General features: G+C 73.5%; 14 protein-coding genes. 11 read left to right on the top strand and 3 right to left on the bottom strand.

Annotation, left to right across the window (positions count from 1 at the left end; all coding sequences use genetic code 11):
• Positions 1-48 precede the first annotated feature (48 nt).
• Entirely contained in the window at positions 49-1,221 is a 1,173-nt protein-coding gene (locus ABZT03_RS22620; protein WP_356041973.1) for an ROK family transcriptional regulator, read from the bottom strand.
• A 94-nt stretch (positions 1,222-1,315) separates the two neighbouring features.
• On the opposite strand from ABZT03_RS22620, the gene ABZT03_RS22615 reads away from it, so the two are divergent.
• Positions 1,316-2,056, top strand: a complete 741-nt coding sequence (locus ABZT03_RS22615; protein WP_356041972.1) for a hypothetical protein — start codon at positions 1,316-1,318, stop codon at positions 2,054-2,056.
• 105 nt (positions 2,057-2,161) lie between these two features.
• On the opposite strand, the gene ABZT03_RS22610 is transcribed toward ABZT03_RS22615, so the two are convergent.
• The gene (locus ABZT03_RS22610; protein ID WP_356041970.1) at positions 2,162-3,964 is read right to left on the bottom strand and encodes a M4 family metallopeptidase; all 1,803 of its coding nucleotides are present in this window, start codon (positions 3,962-3,964) and stop codon (positions 2,162-2,164) included.
• Between the two features lie 336 nt (positions 3,965-4,300).
• Here ABZT03_RS22610 and ABZT03_RS22605 point away from each other — a divergent pair, with 336 nt between their 5' ends.
• The 7 genes from ABZT03_RS22605 (at position 4,301) to ABZT03_RS22575 (ending at position 13,191) form a co-directional block, all read left to right on the top strand.
• Positions 4,301-5,557 (top strand): serine hydrolase domain-containing protein, encoded by a 1,257-nt coding sequence (locus tag ABZT03_RS22605; protein ID WP_356042066.1) that lies wholly within the window; start codon positions 4,301-4,303, stop codon positions 5,555-5,557.
• A gap of 121 nt (positions 5,558-5,678) precedes the next feature.
• Positions 5,679-7,025 carry a CAP domain-containing protein gene (locus tag ABZT03_RS22600; protein WP_356041968.1) on the top strand — a complete coding sequence of 449 codons (1,347 nt, stop codon included), beginning with the start codon at positions 5,679-5,681 and terminating at the stop codon, positions 7,023-7,025.
• A gap of 79 nt (positions 7,026-7,104) precedes the next feature.
• Positions 7,105-7,782, top strand: coding sequence for an AIM24 family protein (locus tag ABZT03_RS22595; protein WP_356041966.1), 678 nt, complete (start codon positions 7,105-7,107; stop codon positions 7,780-7,782).
• A 289-nt stretch (positions 7,783-8,071) separates the two neighbouring features.
• Positions 8,072-9,118, top strand: coding sequence for a tetratricopeptide repeat protein (locus ABZT03_RS22590; RefSeq protein WP_356041964.1), 1,047 nt, complete (start codon positions 8,072-8,074; stop codon positions 9,116-9,118).
• Positions 9,115-10,152: a polyprenyl synthetase family protein gene (locus ABZT03_RS22585; protein ID WP_356041962.1), complete on the top strand. Its 1,038-nt coding sequence runs from the start codon at positions 9,115-9,117 to the stop codon at positions 10,150-10,152. Before ABZT03_RS22590 ends, ABZT03_RS22585 begins: the two co-directional genes overlap by 4 nt.
• A gap of 81 nt (positions 10,153-10,233) precedes the next feature.
• Entirely contained in the window at positions 10,234-11,193 is a 960-nt protein-coding gene (locus tag ABZT03_RS22580; RefSeq protein ID WP_356041960.1) for a threonine/serine dehydratase, read from the top strand.
• A 330-nt stretch (positions 11,194-11,523) separates the two neighbouring features.
• Complete coding sequence (locus ABZT03_RS22575; protein ID WP_356041958.1) at positions 11,524-13,191, top strand: protein kinase; 1,668 nt, start codon at positions 11,524-11,526, stop codon at positions 13,189-13,191.
• Between the two features lie 3 nt (positions 13,192-13,194).
• Here the strand turns inward: ABZT03_RS22575 and ABZT03_RS22570 are convergent, their stop codons facing one another.
• Positions 13,195-14,679 (bottom strand): serine hydrolase domain-containing protein, encoded by a 1,485-nt coding sequence (locus ABZT03_RS22570; RefSeq protein ID WP_356041956.1) that lies wholly within the window; start codon positions 14,677-14,679, stop codon positions 13,195-13,197.
• Between the two features lie 95 nt (positions 14,680-14,774).
• Here ABZT03_RS22570 and ABZT03_RS22565 point away from each other — a divergent pair, with 95 nt between their 5' ends.
• From ABZT03_RS22565 to ABZT03_RS22555, 3 genes are all read left to right on the top strand, one after another.
• Positions 14,775-15,746 carry an LLM class F420-dependent oxidoreductase gene (locus ABZT03_RS22565; RefSeq protein ID WP_356041954.1) on the top strand — a complete coding sequence of 324 codons (972 nt, stop codon included), beginning with the start codon at positions 14,775-14,777 and terminating at the stop codon, positions 15,744-15,746.
• A gap of 176 nt (positions 15,747-15,922) precedes the next feature.
• The gene (locus tag ABZT03_RS22560; protein WP_356041952.1) at positions 15,923-16,945 is read left to right on the top strand and encodes a hypothetical protein; all 1,023 of its coding nucleotides are present in this window, start codon (positions 15,923-15,925) and stop codon (positions 16,943-16,945) included.
• A gap of 79 nt (positions 16,946-17,024) precedes the next feature.
• On the top strand, positions 17,025-17,450 hold the full coding sequence (locus tag ABZT03_RS22555) for an SsgA family sporulation/cell division regulator (protein ID WP_356041951.1): 426 nt from the start codon (positions 17,025-17,027) through the stop codon (positions 17,448-17,450).
• Positions 17,451-17,559 lie beyond the last annotated feature (109 nt).

The raw sequence follows: 17,559 nt of genomic DNA, 5'->3' as shown, positions 1-17,559 counted from the left end.
CGGTTCGGGGGCCGCGGTCCCGCGGTTCGGGGGCTGCGGCTCGGCACCTCAGCGGTCCGCCGTGATGAAGGACTGGATCGCGGTGGCGGCGGCCCCGCGCGCCCACTCCTCGAAGGGCAGCGGGCGGGTCTGGACGTCGCACTCGGCGGCGGATCCGAAGGCCGCCGCGGCGAACGCGTCCCGGATCTGTTCGGCGAAGAGGTCGTGGGCGGCCAGCCCCTCGCCGGAGATGATCACGCGTTCGGGCCCGAGGAGGTTGGCCACGGTGGCGATGCCGCGGCCGATCGCCTCGCCCGCCCGGGCGTAGACCGCGCGGGCCGCGGCGACGCCGTCGTGGGCCAGGGCCACGGCCTGGGCGGTGTCGGTGATCTCGATGCCGGTGGCCTCGCGGATCTGCCGGACGATCGCGGCGTCTCCCGCGACGGCCTCCACGCAGCCGCGGTTGCCGCAGTGGCAGGGCGGACCGGCCGGGTCCACGGTCACATGTCCGATCTCCCCGGCCACGCCGTGCGCCCCGTGGACCACCCGGCCGTGCACGACGAGGCCGCAGCCGATGCCCGCGCCGACCGTGACCACCGCGAAGTCGGACAGCCCGGCTCCCGCGCCGAACCACTGCTCGGCGACGGTGAGGGCCCGCACGTCGTTGTCGACGGTGACGTGCAGTCCGGTGGTCATGGCGGCGAGTTCCGCGAGCGGTACGTCGCGCCACTCCAGGAACGGCGAGTAGCGGACCACTCCCGCGCCGCGGTCCACGTCCCCGGATACGGCGATGCCGAGGCCCTGCACCCGTACGCCGAACCGGTCGGCCTCGGCGAGGAGTTCGCCCACCAGCTCCGCGGTGAAGCGGAGCACCGCCGCGGGGTCGCGGGCGGGCAGCGGCACATGGCGGGCGACGCGGATGCGGCAGCACAGGTCCGTCAGTACGCCGATGATCTCGTCGCCGGTGACCTTGACCCCGAGGAACAGCGCGCGCCCGCCGTCGACCCGGACCAGGTTCGCGGGCCGTCCGAGCGCGGGCCGGGCGTCCGCGTCCACGTCCTCCACCAGGTATCCGGCCTCGATCAGCGGCCGGACGGCCTTGGTGACGGCGGCCGGGGACAGCCCGGTGCGGCGGGCCACCTCCAGGCGGGTCAGGGGGCCCTGGGACAGGACGGTGGTGAAGATCTGGGAGGCGGCCGGGGTGTTCGCGGGGAACGTCTCGGCACGGCGGGTGGAGCGCATGCCGGAGAACCTAGGGGCGTTCTTTTCCGCCGTCAATAAAAGAAGCAGGATTCGACGGAGGCCGGTTGTCGGTGGCGGGCGGCACAATCGCCGCATGACGACGACCGGTTGGTCCGAGCTGACCCACGCCTACGGCAGCGCCGAGGACATCCCCCTGCTCTTCGCCCGGCTCGGCGGCAGCGAGGACGACGCGGTGTGGGCCGAGCTGTGGGGGGCGCTGTGCCACCAGGGATCGGTCTACGACGCCAGCTGGGCGGCGATACCGCTGCTCACGGACATCGCGCGGGGCCGGACGCCCGGTGATCCGGTCCAGGCGGTGGCCATGGCCGGGGCGGTCATGTCGGACCCCGACCCCGCCTGCCGCGAGCGGTACGCGCGCGAGATCGGCGAACTGCTCGTCGCGGCACGTGAGTTGCTCACCCTCCCGGACCAGGAGCCGAGCGTCTTCGTCCACCTGCAGATGGCCGTCCTCGCCTTCGAGGGCGACAGCGTGTGGGCCGAGGCGCTGGAAGGCGTCAACAGCGAGGAGTACGAACTCGAGTGCCCGGGATGCGAGGCCGGCCTGTTCGTCGCGTTCGGCTCCTACGGCACCTTCGTCTCGTCCGGTGACTACGTGACCGCGGCGGGCGCGGAGCCGACGGAGGGCCGGGCTGAGCTGTCCCCGGCCGATCCGGCGCGGCTGGAGGGCATCGGCGCGCGGCTCCACCAGGAGGCCGTGCGGGCGGGGCAGCCAGCGGTCGCGCGGGCGCTGACCCAGGTGTTCGGCACGGGCCGCTGCCCGTCCTGCGAGAGGGAGTTCGCCGTCGGCGACGAGGTGGAGCGGCAGTGGGTCTGAACCCGGGTCCGCACCGGCACCGGCGTCGGGCCCGGATGCTCACGGGGAGACACCGGACGCCCCGCCGCGGGGCGGGGCGTCCGGGTCACTTCTGCCGGTCGGACGTCAGCGCTGTGCGGCCGGCCGGTTGGCGGAGGTCACGTTGACGGCGGCCCAGGACCGGTTCACCGCCTTGTACTCCGTGCTGTTCAGGCCGTAGAGGGCCTTCGCCGCCTTCAGCGTCGCCACCCGGGCGTCGTGGAAGTCGGTCGTGGAGACCATGTACCGGGTCAGGGCCCGGTAGTAGATCTTCGTGGCCTTGGCGCGGCCGATGCCCGCCACCGGCAGACCGTCGTAGGTCGGCGAGTCGTAGGTGACGCTGCCGATCCGCTTGCGGCCGCTGCCCTCGGCGAGGAGGTAGTACGCGTGCGAGGAGACACCGGAACCGGCGTGCACCTCGGCGTCGTACGTCGACGGGTCCCAGTAGTCGATCGTGCCCTCGAGCACGTCGAGGGAGGGGTGGTCGAGGCGGCGCAGGAACTTCTGGTCGAGTCCGAGCTTCTCGCCCACGAGGTAGTTGGGCGGGTTCTTCGCGTTGTTGGCGCTGAACTCGACGTTGGAGCCGAAGATGTCGGCGAGCGACTCGTTGAGCGAGCCGGCCTCGCCGTACTGGTTTCCGTCCGCGTCGACGCGGGTGGGCTCCAGCTTGGCGGTGGCGTCCACGACCCCGTGGGTGAGTTCGTGGCCCGTGACGTCGATGACGACCAGCGGCTTCTTGAACATCTCGCCGTCGCCGTCGCCGTACAGCATGCAGCCGCAGTAGGAGTCCCAGAACGCGTTGGCCACCTTCTTGCCGAAGTGGACCATGGCGCGGGCGCCCTTGCTGTTGTCCTTGATGCCCTTGCGCCCGAAGGTCTTCTTGTAGAAGTCCAGCGTCTTGGCCACCCCGTACTGGGCGTCGGCGGCGGCGCTGACCCGGCTGGAGGTGCTGCCGTTGCCCCACTTGTCGGTCGTGCTGGTGAGCTTCTTGCCCAGCCCGAAGTCCTCCAGGTACTGCCCCTTGGCGTCCCGCGTCTCGGTGCCCCAGCGGGTGGTGTCCTTGAGCAGGAAGCTGGTGCGCGCCGTCTGCGTGGTGCTCAGCGTGACCTTGCCGGCGAACAGCGAGTAGCCGGTGCCCGTGGCCTTCACCGGGTAGTGCACGGCGGCCGCCGTGGAGTTCGCGGCGAGCCCGGTGGGCTGCGAGGTGAATCCGGTGGCCGGGTCGAGCGTCTCCCCGCGCTCGCGCAGGGTGTCGAGCAGCCGGGGCGAGAGGAACTCGTCGTTGTCGGGCGCGTTGCTGCGCACCTTGCCGGTGACGGCGTCGATGACGACGGTCCGCGAACCGCCGGCGTCGGTGGTCGCACTGTCGCTGACCCGCACCTGGTAGGCGAGGGCGGAGGCGCCGTCACGGGCGTCGACGACGAGCTGGGCGGTGCCCGCGTCGCCCTTGGCGACGGCGGCGGCCCTGGCCTGCGCCTGGTCGGCCGTCAGCTTGGCCGAGGCGGCGGGCGCGACGGCATGGTCGGCCGCCCGCGTGACGCCGGCGTACGCCGACTGCCGGGTGAGGTGGACGACGAGGTCCCCGCCGAGGACGGGCATGCCCTGGTGGGTCCGGACGAACCGGACGTGCCGCGCGCCCTCGGGGTCGATCATCACGTCCTGGGCGTGCAGTTCGTCGCCCTGGGTGACACCCGTCGCGGAGGCGTGGGCGAGGGCGGCGGCGCGGGCCGCGCGGACGACGGACGCGGCGGATCCGTCGGCGGCACCGGCGGAGGCCGTGGCCTGGTCCGCCCCCGTGGCCGGGTCCGCGAAGGCCGTGCCCGCGAGGCCCGTGGCGGCCGTCGTCACGGCGACGGCGACCGCCAGGCTGCGTATGTGGGCTCTACGCACTGATGAGGGTCCTTCGTTCAGAGGCGGTCGGAAGCGCCGGCCACCCCGAGGCGTGGCGCCCTGAGCCGCCACGGAGGCTGGTCGGCCCCCGGAACGAAACCCTTACGGATGAGTCATGGACATGTAAAGGCTTATCAGTCTTTTTCCTGATCATCTATGGCAATACTTTGCACTTTCATGCCATTAGGTGATCAGTGGACCATCAACTGTGCGTCGCCTGTGGAGATGTGACGGGATGCGAGATGGTTGCCCCGCCCGGATGTGACGCATCTCGCATCCCTTCCGGGCGGACTGACACCCACGAGACAGGAGATGACCCGGATGGCATCAGCAACGATGCGCGGCGGGGCCGTTGCGGGGGCGCTCGCGCTGTCCCTGCTGGCGGTTGACGCGCAGGCCGCGCCGCAGGCGGCCGGCACCCCCACGGTCCGGGCCTCGGCGGCCGTGCTGCCGCAGCCGGATCTCGCGAGCCTGCGCGCCACCCTGCGCACCGCTCTCGGCCAGGGCGCGCCGGGGGCCATGGCCCGGATCGACGACCGCGGCACGGTCAGCGGGGTGACGGTCGGCCTCGCCGACCGGAGGACACGCCGGGCCCTGGACGGCGCCGACCGCTTCCGCATCGGCAGCATCACCAAGATCTTCTCGGCCGTGGTGCTGCTGCAACTGGTCGACGAGCGGAAGCTGAAGCTCGACACCTCGGTCAACCACTATTTGCCGGGGCTGCTGCCGGACGACCGGATCACGGTCCGGCACGTACTGGGCCATCGCAGCGGCCTCTACGACTACACGAACGACATGTTCGCGAGCTCGGTCAGCGGGTTCGAGGCGGTCCGGAACAAGGTCTTCACCTACCGGCAGCTGGTCGCCCGCTCCCTGCGGCACGCGCGGACCGGCGCGCCCGGCGCCGCCTACTCCTACTCCAACACCAACTTCGTGGTCGCGGGTCTGCTCATCGAGAAGCTGACCGGCCACCCGGTGGCCACCGCGTACACCGACCGCGTCATCAAACCGCTCCACCTCACCGACACGTTCTACGTGCACCCCGACACGCGTATCCCCGGCCGCCACGCCAACGGCTACCTCACCCAGGACCGGGCGGGCGCGGCCCCGGTCGACGCCACCGAGCAGACGGTGTCGTGGGCCCAGAGCGCGGGCGCGGTCATCTCCAGCACCCGGGACCTCAGCACCTTCCTGTCCGCGCTGCTGGGCGGCCGGCTGACCTCGGCCGCCCAGCTCGCGCAGATGGAGCGCTGGCTGCCGGCGGGCGCCGGACAGGCCTACGGGCTCGGTCTGCGGCGGCGCGACCTGTCGTGCGGTGTCTCCGTGTACGGGCACACGGGCGCCGTCCAGGGTTACTACTCCTACGCGTTCGCCTCGAAGGACGGCAGGCGCACGCTCACCGCGGTCGCCAACACCTCCAACAACGGCCCGGTGCACACCACGATGCTGCGCACCCTGGAGTCCGCGTTCTGCGGCACACCGGCGATGACGCGACGCGGCGGGGCGGTCCGGCCGGACCGGGGCACGGCACCGGCGGAGCGACCGGAGGACGTCACCGCGGGGGCCACGCCGGCCGCCACCACCCGCGACTGACCCTCGCGGGTTCCCCACCCCGCCCCGCGACCGGCGGGGCGGGGCGGGGAACCCGCACGCCCTGGTGGACGTTGTCCGGACACCCGCGACGGGTTTCGAGCCACGACACCAGGGCGGCGCCATGAGCGAGTTGGTCCCCGGAGGGAACGTGCCCCTGCCGGTCGGTGCGCTGACCGTCCGCGTGCCCGGCCGATTCGACGTGTCCGCGCTCATCACCGGCGACGACGGCAGGGTGCGCGGCGACGGCGACTTCGTGTTCTACAACCAGCCGTCCGTGCCCGGCGCCCGGCTGGCCGGCGGCACGCTGCGCGTCGATCCACGGTCGCTGCGCGCCGGCGCCACCCGGGTCACCGTGGTGGTCGGCCCCGCCGAGCCCGGCACTGACCTGAGCCGGCTGCCCGCGCCCACCCTGCACGTCGGCGGTGCGGACGGCCGCACGCTGGCCCGGTTCGCCCCGCCGCGACCGGGGCCGGAGACCGTGCTGCTGCTCGCGGAGATCTACCGGCGCGGCGACGGCTGGAAGCTGCGCGCGCTGGGACAGGGCTACGCCGACGGACTGGCGGGCCTGGCCCGCGACTTCGGGGTGGACGTCGTCGACGACGCTCCCCCGCCCGCCGCACCCGTGATCGCACCGGGCCCCTTCCGCGACCCGGCCGACTCCGCGCGCACCCGGACCGGTTCACCAACGAACGCCTCGGACCCCTTCCTCGCGCCGGTCAACTCCGCCCGCGCGCAGGCGGGTTCACCGCCGGTGTCGTCCGACCCTCGGCTGGCCGCCGCGGCCCGGGCCCACGCCTCGGCGATGGCCGCCGCCGGGCGCCTGTCGGCCGAGGGACCCGAAGGCGTCTCGGTGCACCAGCGGGTCACCGCCACCGGATGCGCCTACCTGACGATCGGGGAGCACCTGGTCTCCGGGCCGCGCACGCCCGCCGAGTTCGTGGCGTACTGCCTGCGCACGCCGCGGGCGCGACGCACCCTGCACGACCGGGCCTTCACCCACGCCGGGATGGCGTCCGTGACCGGTGGCCCCTCCGGCGACACGTACTGGACGGCGCTGTGGGCCCGGCCGCTCACCCCCGAGGGGCTGGCGCGCACCGAGTCGGACGTGGTCGCCCTCACCAACCGGGAACGAGCCGGCGCCGGGCTGCCGCCGCTCGCGGTCGACCCGCTGCTGGCCGTCGCGGCGCGGGCGCACAGCGCGGACATGGTCGCCCGCGCCTTCTACGCGCACACCGCGCCCGACGGCTCCGAGCCGTGGGACCGTGCGGCCGGGGCGGGCAGCACCCGGCGCACGATCGGGGAGAACATCGCCTGCGGTCAGCGCTCGCCCGCCGAGGTGGTGGAGGGCTGGATGAACAGCCCCGGCCACCGCGCCAACATCCTCAGGCCCGACTTCACGCACCTCGGCGTCGGATTCGCGGGCGGCGGAGCCGCGGGCACCTACTGGACCCAGCTGTTCGGCGCCTGACCGACGCGTCCCGGGCACACAACGGGCGGGCCGGTACGCGATCTTGGCGGAACGGATGCCTCCGGGACAGGATGCGCGCATGAAGGGTGATCTGTTTTTCAGTGAGCACATGGTGCGGCCGGCCACCGAGCCGGGCATGACGGTCGAGAACGCCAAGTGCGTCAGGTACGTGGTGCAGGGCGAGATGCTGGCCCGCCAGGGCGCGATGATCGCCTATCGCGGCAACCTCCAGTTCGAGCGCAAGGGCCAGGGCGTCGGCGGGATGCTCAAGCGGGCGATGACCGGCGAGGGGCTGCCGCTGATGGCGGTGCGCGGCCAGGGCGAGGCCTGGTTCGCGCACGAGGCGCAGAACTGTTTCGTCGTCGAGGTGAACCCCGGCGACGAGTTCACGGTCAACGGCCGCAACGTCCTGTGTTTCGACGCCTCGTTGGCGTACCGGATCGCGACGGTGAAGGGGGCCGGCATCGCCGGTGGCGGTCTGTTCAACAGTGTCTTCACGGGGCAGGGCAGGCTCGGCCTGGTGTGTGAGGGCAACCCGCTGGTCATACCGGTCTCGCCGCAGTACCCGGTGTACGTCGACACGGACGCCGTGGTGGGCTGGACCTCCGGTCTGGACACCTCGCTGCACCGCTCGCAGTCCATCGGGTCGATGCTGCGCGGCGGTTCGGGCGAGGCCGTCCAGCTGATGCTCCAGGGCGAGGGACACGTGGTCGTCCGGCCGAGCGAGGTGACGCCGCAGAAGGCGCAGCAGCACTGAGGTCCCGGCGGGGGCGCCGCGGGACCTGTGGCGCGGGAGGATACGCGGGAAACCGGCCCCCGGGCGACCTCGCCCCGCCCCCGTCCCTGAGCCGCGACCCGCATCTCCGCTCCGCGGCCCTCGGAGTGATCTGCGCCTCACGGGCAACCCGCCCGGTCCCGCCGACGTCTTGATCGGCAACGGATGACGCCCTGGCCCTTAGGGGTCGGGGCATCTTCTCGACGTACTATACCCGCCATGTATACACAGAGCGTATACATGGCGGGTATAGGAGGACCGAAAGGGATTCATGTACGGCAAGGCATTCGCCCCGGAATACCAGGGCGCCCTCACCACCCTGTCCGTCAACTCCTCGCTGACCGACGTACTGGCCGCCGGCACCGAGCAGTTGAGGGCGGCCGAGCGGGCGGGCCGGCACGACGAGGCGGCCCGCTCCGGGCTCGCGGTCGCCGAGGCCCACCGCCGGCTGGGCCAGGTCGGGGACGCGGAGCGGGCGTGGAAGGCGAGTTACCGCTCCGCCCGTCAGGCCGGGGACACCGCGGCGATGGCCTGGGCGCTGTGGAGCGGCGGCACGCTGGCCCGGCAGCGCGGGGCGTTCCCCCTGGCCCGACGACTGCTGCACCTCGCGGCCGAATTCGGCGAGCAGGGCGGGGACGTCGTCGTACGCGGCTACTCCCTCGCGGGTCTCGCGGAGACCGGCCGCATCCAGGGCGACTACGAGGCCGTCGGCAGGCTGCACGAGCAGCTCCTCGCGGAGGCCCGGCGGCGCGGCGAGGCCCGGCACACGGTGTGGGCGCTGGAGGGCATCGCGCAGATGCACCGCAACACCGGCGCGTACGACTCCGCGTACGCCCTGTTCGAGGAGGCGGCCCAGATAGCCGAGCGGGCCGAGGACCGGCGCGGCCACGCCTGGGCCCTGCGCGGACTCGCCGACGTCGTCTCGGTGCGCGACGGGGACACCGAGCGGGCACTCACCCTGCTGTCCGAGGCGGAGGCCACCTGCCGCGAGATGCGGCTGTCCAGCGCGCTGGCCTACAACCACAAGATGCGCGGCAACGTCCTGTACCGCTCGGGCCGTTACACCGAGGCCCGCGACTGGTACGAGCGGGCGCTCGCCGGATTCCGCGCCATGAGCGAGCCGCGCGGGGAGGCGCTGGCCAGGCTCGGCCTGGCCAAGTCCCTGGCGCGGCTCGGCCGTGACCGGGACGAGACGGCGGCGGAACTGGCGGACCTCGCCCGCGTGCTGGAGCGGATCGGACTGCGGCACGCACGGGCGATGGTCGCCCGGGCCCAGCAGGAGCTGGGCATCGACGCGGACACGGAGGCCGTACGGTGACGACACTCGACTCGGTGGCCCCGGCCCCGCTCGCCGCTCCCCAGGTCCTCGACCGGTGCCGCACGTCCGTGGCGCCCGCCCTGCGGGAGGCGGTCGGCCGGCTGCATCCGTGGCTGGGTGAGATGGCGGCCTACTCGTTCGGCTGGTGCGAGGTGGGCGGCGCGCCGGCCGCCGCGTCCGGCGGCAAGGGCGTACGGCAGGCACTCGCGCTGCTCGGGGCCGAGGCCGCGGGCGCCCCCGGCCGGGCCGGAGTGCCGGCGGCGGTCGCCGTGGAGCTCGTGCACGCCTTCTCGCTCCTGCACGACGACATCATGGACGGCGACCAGGCCCGGCGCCGCCGCCCCACCGTGTGGAAGGCGTACGGCACCGGGCCGGCGGTGCTCGCCGGGGACGCCCTGTTCGCGCTCGCCGTCGAGATCCTGGCCGAGTCCCGAGCGGGCGGCGCGGCGGTCCGCCTGCTGTCCGCGGCACTGGCCGACCTGGTGCGCGGACAGGCGGACGACCTGCTGTTCGCCTCGCGCGACTGGACGGGCCCGGGGCAGGTGGGGCCCGCGGAGTACCGGGCGATGGCCGAGCACAAGACGGGCGCACTGCTCGGCTGCGCGGCGGCGCTCGGAGCCCTGCTCGGCGGCGCGCCGCCCGCCACGGTCGCCGCCCTCGACCGCGCCGGCCGCCACCTCGGGATCGCCTTCCAGGTCGTCGACGACGTGCTGGGCATCTGGGGCGACCCGGCCGTCACCGGCAAACCCGTGCACGCAGACCTGCGCGAAAGGAAGAAGACCTACCCGGTGCTCGCCGCGCTCGGCTCCGGCACCCCGGCGGCCCGCCGGCTCGCCACCCTGCTGGAGCGCGGGGGCGAGCCCGCCGAGGCGGCGGCGCTGGTCGCGGAGGCGGGCGGCCGGGCGGCGGCGACGGCCGAGGCACGCCACCACGCCGACGCGGGGAAGGCGGCCCTCGCCGGTGTGTCCCTGGCGGCACCGGCCGCCGGCGAACTCCGGGAGATACTGGAATTCCTGGTGCGGCGCGATCTGTAGAAGCGTTCTTGACCCGCGTGGGCGGGGCGCGTCAGGGTGCGAGGCGACGGGCATCTCCGCCCGCCGGGAAAGGTGACTGTTTTGATCGAGATTTCGGACGTCGAGGTCGCGGCGGAGAAAATCGCCGGGCATGTCGTGCGCACTCCGACCGTGCCGAGCCCCGGTCTGTCCACGCTGCTCGGCGTCCCCGTGACCGCGAAACTCGAATTGCTGCAACGCACCGGTTCGTTCAAGGCGCGGGGCGCGACCGCCCGGCTGCTGTCGCTCGGCGAGGCGGAGCGGGCCGCCGGAGTGGTGGCGGTCAGCGGCGGCAACCACGGCATCGCGCTGGCGGTGATGGCGGCCGCCCTGGACGTCAAGGCCACGGTGGTCATGCCGCGTTCGGCGCCCGACCGGTCCGTCGGGCTCGCCCGGGCCGCCGGGGCGTCGGTGCAGCTGACCGACGACATGCCGAGCGCGTTCGCCCTGGTGAACCGGTTGCGGGACGAGGGCCTCTCCCTGGTCCACCCCTTCGACGACCCCGTGGTGGTGGCCGGACAGGGCACCGTCGGGCTGGAGTTGGCGCAGGACGCCGGGGACCTCACCGACGTCGTCGTCAGCGTCGGTGGCGGCGGACTGATCGCCGGCGTCGCGGTCGCGCTGCGGGCCCGGCGGCCTGACGTGCGGATCTGGGGCGTGGAGACCGAGGGCGCCCAGGCGATGTCAGCGGCGTTGGCGGGCGGCGGACCGGTGCCGGTCGCGCTGTCGTCGATCGTGACCACCCTGAGCGCGCCCTCCGTCTCCCAGCTCACCTACGACCATGTGTCCGCGCTGGTCACCGACGTCCTGGTGGTCCCGGACCGGGAGGCCGTCCAGGGCACGCTGGACCTCGCCGACCACGCCAAGGTGTGGACCGAGCCGGCCGCGGGCTGTCTGCTGCCCGCCGCCCGGCAGGTCGTGGAGCGGGTCGGCCCCGGCGCCCGGCTCGGCCTCGTCGTGTGCGGAGGGAACGCGACGACCGGCGATGTCATGGAGTGGGCGCGGCGGTTCGGACTGCGCTGATCGCCCGCGGGGCCCGATTCCCGCCACGGCCCCGCGATTTCACCGTGTTCGTTTTCACCGGCGCCGCTTTCCGTTTACCGGCGGTTACCGCCAGGTCGGGGCCGAAATCGGCTGCCGCCGGTAAGCGCGCGGGAATTGCGGCGCCCGCAGCGCACCACGGGGAGCTCGCAGGGCCGTTCCGTGCACGCGCCCCGGCTTCTTCTTTTCGCACACCTGCTCGCCGCACGCGGAAAAGCAGAAAAAACGCAGGGTTGTTGGGGATTCGTTGAACGCTCCCCGTCACACGCGTCGTACCTAGGGGAAAGGTGAGAGCCAGGGGTCCAGCGAGGGATGACCATGGGTAAGGCGCACGTCTCCACACACGAGTTGGTCGCCGGAAGGTACCGGCTCGGGGAGGTCCTGCACCGTGAGACGAACCGTGTCTGCTGGTCCGGGGAGGACGTCGGGACCGGACGGCCCCGCCTCCTCACCCAGATCGGCCTGCCACCGGATCCGGACGGCGAGACCTCGCGGCGGGCCACCGCACGCGTCGTCCGCACCTCGGAGGCCATGGCGTCGCTGTGCCCCGGCCGGGTCGCCGAGGTCGTCGACGCCGTCGTGGAGGCCGGCACCCTGTGGACGGTCGGCGAGTGCGTCGACGGCGTTCCTCTGGGTCAACTCCTCGCCCAGCAGGGCACGTTCAACTACGTCCGGGCGGCCCGCATCGGTCTGGAACTGCTGGACGTGCTGGAGGCCGGGCACGGTGAGGGCATCACCCACGGCGAGCTGAGCCCGGACCAGATCCATGTGCGCACGGACGGACCGGTCGTGGTAAGCGGCTTCGGCCTGGCGGGCGCGACACTCGTCCCGCGGGTCACCGCACCGTCGTACGCCTCCCCCGAGCAGGCCCGCGACGATCGCATCGGGCCGGCCGCCGACCTGTGGGCGCTGGGCGCGATCCTCTACACGATGGTCGAGGGACGGCCGCCGTTCCGGGACCGGGACCGGCCCGAGGCCACGCTGCGCGGGGTGGACCGGCTGCCGCTGCGCACCCCGGTGCGCGCCGGGCCGCTCACCCAGGTCGTGCAGGGGCTGCTCCGCAAGGACTCCCGGGAGCGGCTGACCCGCCCGGTGGTCCGCGAGTCGCTCGTGCGGGTGCTGAGCGAGGACCCCGACACGGCGTCGCAGATGATGCGCCGCCCCCGGCTGCGCGGTGGCGGCCACGCCCTGGGTTCCGGCTGGAACCGGCGCGCGATGGCCGCGGGCACGGCCCTCGCGGTGGTCACCGTGGCGGTCGCCGTCCTCGCCGTGACCAGGCAGCTGCCCGGCACCGACACCTCCGCCGCCAACCCGACACCGCGCCCCTCCGCCTCGGGTTCCGGGTCCGGCGCGGGTGCGGGCGCGGGTGAGCGCACCGAGGGCCGTAGCGCCGCGCCGTCCACGAACCCGGCCCCCTCCGCCTCACCGTCCGTCCCCGCTTCCGCGGCCTCGCGTCCCCCGTCCCCGTCCGCTTCGGCCCCGGCCTCCTCCCCCGCCTCCACCGCCACCGCGCTGCCGGCCGGGTTCCGCCGGTACGAGGCGCCGGAGGGGTTCGCCGTCGCCCTCCCCGCCGGCTGGAAGCGGCTGAACACCACCCGGGCGGCGGACAGCGCGTACCGCGTGATCTTCGGCGCGGACGACGACCCGCGCACGCTCGCCGTCACCTACAGCGAACAGGCGGGCCCGGACCCGGTCGCCGTCTGGCGGGACGACGTCGAGCCGGAGCTGCAGGGGGAGGACGGCTACCGCCGGATCGGTGCGATCCGGGCGACGACCTACCAGGGCCACAAGGCCGCCGACATGGAGTGGCTCAGCACCGTCGACGGAACCCGGGTGCGCACCTTCGGCCGCGGTTTCCTGCTCGGCGGCGGCCGCAGTTTCTCGCTGCGCTGGACCACTCCGGCCGCCGACTGGGACGACAGCGCCAACCGTGCGGCGCTCGACGCCTTCCTCCGCACGTTCCGGGAGACGTCGGGCTGAGTCTCAGGCCGGGTTCCGGGGCGCGCCCAGGACGCGGAGCGGGCGGGGGTCCAGCGGGGTCGTCCGCCACCGCGCCGTGAAGGTCCCCTCCGGGAGGGAACAGGTCACGGCCAGCCGGTGCGGTGTCTCCAGGAACACCACATCGGCGACGAGGGTGTCCGCGTCGGTCCATCCCCCGCTCAGCGCGGTCGGCACCGGCTGCTCGGCGACACTCCAGCCGTCACCACCGCCGGCGTCGCCGCCGAGCCGTAGGACGAGCCGGTCGCCACCCTCGGTGAGGGTGATCCGCCAGCCGTCCGCCTCCGGCGTGACGCCGACCGCCGAGAGCGTGGGCCGGTCGGCGCAGACACCGCCGTCCGGCGTGAACAGGGCGTCCCGCCACGCCTCGGCGCGCTCCGGCGGCGCGGGCTTGCCGGGCACCGGTGGCAGCGCGAGCCGGGCCAGCCGCCCGGCGAGTGCTGCGTCGCCGTCCTCCTGGCCTTCCCCGCCCCGCCGCGCGGTCCGGGGAGCCGATGCGAAGGCGGGCAGCAGGTGCGCCCAGACCAGGTCCAGGACCTCCTGCATCTCCGTCGTCGCCCCGGTCAGCGCGACCACGGCGTCCTGCTCGGGCAGCACGAGGCAGAACTGGCCGTACGCGCCGTCCCCCCGGTACCCGTACCCGGGCCGGGACCTCCAGAACTGGAAGCCGTAGCCGTGCTGCCAGTCGGACCGCGCGTCGGGGGCGGTGGCGTCGGCGGTCGCGACGTGCGCGCGGGTCGCGTCGGCCGCCCACCCCTCGGGCAGCAGCCGCCGGCCGTTCCACACACCGTCCCGCAGATACAACTGGCCCAGCCTGGCGATCGCGTCGGTCGCGGCGTGCAGACCGCTGAAGCCCAGTTCACGTCCGTGCCGGTCCCGCTGCCACGCCACTTCGCCGATACCCAGCGGGTCCAGCAGCCGCGGCCGCAGGTAGTCGGTGAGGGACTGCCCGGTGAGGCGCTGGACGATGGCCGCGAGCGTGTAGGTGGCGGGCTGGTTGTAGGCGAAGACGGTCCCCGGGTCGCGGTCCGGCGGCACCAGGAGGAACCCGCGGACCAGTTCGGTCCGGTCGGTCTCGCGGGCCAGGTCGAAGGTCTCGGCGAGATGGCCGCTGGACATCGACGCCACGTGCCGCACCAGCATGGCCCGGCTGCGCGGGTCGGTGATGTCGGCCTCGAACTCCGGGAAGAAGGAGATCACCGGATCGTCGAGACGCAGCAGCCCCTCCCCCACGGCGATCCCGGCGGCCGTCGCCGTGAAGCTCTTGCTCAGCGAGTACAGCAGGTGCGGGCGCTCGGCGGTGTACGGCGCCCACCAGCCGGAGGCCACGAGGTGACCGTGCCTCAGGACCATCACGCTGTGCGGCTCGATACCGGGCGCCGCTTCGAGGGCGTCGAGGAAGGCGTGGACGCCGGACGCGTCGACGCCCTGGGCGGCGGGAGTGCTGACGGGCAGCGGCTGGACAGTCATTCGGTCATCCTCTCCCGCCGCCCGGCCGGTGATCGAGGAGGCGACAGGTCGCCGGAGACCGGTTTTCGGCCCCGTCGACCGGGGACCCGGCCCTTATGGTGCAATTCGGATACACGATGATGACCGAGCAGGCCGGCCCCCGTGACCTCGTCGACCACGTGGTGCGCGCGGAGGAGGCCGGCTACGACTTCTCGGTGACCTCGGACCACTACTTCCCGTGGCTGCGCTCCCAGGGCCACTCGCCGTACGCGTGGAGTGTGCTGGGCGCGGCCGCCCAGGCGACGTCGCGCATCCCGCTGATGACATACGTGACCTGTCCCAGTTTCCGCTACCACCCCGCCGTCGTGGCGCAGAAGGCGGCGACGATGCAGCTCCTGTCCGAGGGGCGGTTCCGGCTCGGCCTGGGATCGGGTGAGAACCTCAACGAGCATGTGGTGGGCGGCGGCTGGCCCTCCGCCGACGTGCGGCACGAGAGGCTCGAAGAGGCCGTGGAGATCATCCGGAGGCTCTTCGAGGGCCGTCACGTCAACCACCGCGGGAAGCACTTCGACGTGGAGTCGGCCCGGCTGTGGGACCTGCCGGACCAGCCGCCGCCGATCGGCATCGCCGTCTCCGGGGAGCGGTCCTGCGCCCTCGCGGGCCGGCTCGCGGACCTCGTCATCGCCACCGAGCCCAAGGCCGGACTCCTCGACGCCTTCGACCGGCACGGCGGCGCGGGCAAGCCCCGCGTGGGTCAACTGCCGGTGTGCTACGACCCCGACCGGGACGTGGCGGTGAAGCGGGCCCACGACCAGTTCCGCTGGTTCGGCAGCGGCTGGAAGGTCAACTCCGAACTGCCGCACCCGGACGCCTTCGAGTCGGCGACCCAGTTCGTCACGCCCGAGGACGTCGCCGGCTCGATCCCGTGCGGCGACGACCCCGAGGACTTCGTGGAGGCCGTACGCCCGTACGCCGAGGCCGGGTTCACGGAGATCGCCCTGGTGCAGATCGGCGGCGACTCGCAGTCGGCGTATCTGGAGTGGGCGGCGAAGAAGCTGCTGCCGGCGCTGCACGACGCGCTCGACTGAAGCGGCACCCACCGCGCCGGCCGCCGCGCGGGGGCGGTGTCCCGCGGACGGCACCGGGGCGCAATAGGCTGCCGGACGGTACCGGCGCGGTCCGCCGCGCGGGTACCGTCCGAGCCCGGTTCTGCCCAGGAGTATCCCCCGTAACCGCAGCGATCTCTCCGCCCGAGACATCCGAGATGTCCGATACGTTCGTGACGTCCCCCGCACCCCTGTCCGACCTCGTGGCGCGGGACGCCCGCGAGTTCGGGACCTACGCGCGGACCGGAGGATGGGCCTTCGGCCTCATGGTGGCCCGCAGCGTCCGCCCCGGCGGCCAGGGCGCCGGCGAGACACCGAAGGTCTCCGCGAAGGAGTTCGCCGAACTCGCCGGCTGCTCCGCCGAGCGCGTCATGCGCTACTACAAGGCGTGGGACCGGGCCGCCGACGACGGCATGGTCCCGCACTTCGAGGCGCTGGCGCCGGGCCAGGAGGTGGAGCTGCCGGACGCCGACGTGTGGCTCGGCTACTACGTCTCCCGCTCCAGCGCCGCCTCCGAGCGCGGCACCGCCATCGCCCAGGCCGCGGAGGCCGAGGGCATCCGGCCGACGAAGGCCCTTGAGGTCGCCGAGAACCCGACCGCGCTGCGCGCCGCGATCCTCGCCGACCCCTCCACCGCCCGTGCGGCCCGCCAGGCGCTCCTGGACCGGGTCCGCGAGGACCCCGAGCTGCAGGCGGAGCTGGCCCGTGACGTGGTGCGCACCGACGACCTGAAGAAGGCCGTCGCCACCGAGAGCCGGGCGGCCGACCGGATCGGATACGTCCGCCAGATCGCCGAGTCCGGGCAGGTCAAGACCCCGGCGGGGCAGACCATCGACGCCCCCACCGACCTCCGCGAGGAGGCCGAACGCCACCTGTCGCTGCTCGACGAGCTCGACGACGGCGAGGACTGCGGCCCCTGGGCCGGCGAGGCCTACGACACCATGAAGTCCCTCGTCGCCGACGTCGTGGAGGCCGATCCCGAACTGCGCGTCCAGGAACGGCGGACGAAGTTCTACAGCAGCCTGCAGAAGGCGACGAAGGTCTTCGAGGAGCTGACCTTCGACGACGCCCAGGACTTCTACGAGGACGACATGGTCGAGCGCCTGGAGGACCTCCAGGAGGCGATCGCCACCTGCATCACGGCGCTGCGCGGTGCGCGCACGAATCCCTCGGAGAGCTGAGCATTTTGTGCGCGGAGGGGGTACTAGAGGGCTCTACGCCCGAACGTGCCCCACGTCCGTCCCCCTCGGAGGCCCCCTCGTGAACTCCTTCACGCACAAATCGCTGGTGGTGCAGCTCCAGGCGGGCGCCACGGACCGCTTCCCGGTGCTCGCCCACCTCAGCTACGACGCCGACGACCCGTTCGCCGTCACCGCGGTGTTCAGCCACGACGGCCGTGTCCTCGCGCAGTGGCGGCTGGACCGGGAGATGCTCGGTGACGGACTGCTGCGGCCGGTGGGCGTGGGCGACGTGCGGATGCGCCCGGTGTCGACCGGCCTGTGGGAGGAGCTGCGCATGGACTTCTACGGCGACGCCCGCGCCGACGGGGAACGCCACCACGCCGTGGTGTTCGCGTGGGCTCCGGGGATCGCCGCGTTCCTGCGCCAGACCCACCAGGTCGTCGCGCCGGGCCGGGAGCAGGTCCGGGTGGACGACTTCCTGGCCGCGGTCATAGCCGGCGGCTGACGAGGGGCCGACCGCGGGGACCGGCAGGGGGCCCCGCACCGCGACGAAGGGGGCGCCCGGCCGGGCGCCCCCGTCGTCGTTCCGCTCCCGGTCAGTCCGTCGTGTGCCG

It is taken from the genome of Streptomyces sp. NPDC005574 (assembly GCF_040605435.1).
Classification (GTDB): domain Bacteria; phylum Actinomycetota; class Actinomycetes; order Streptomycetales; family Streptomycetaceae; genus Streptomyces.
Note: the sequence above shows the minus strand (reverse complement) of the source record. Positions and strands in the feature narration are given on the sequence as shown.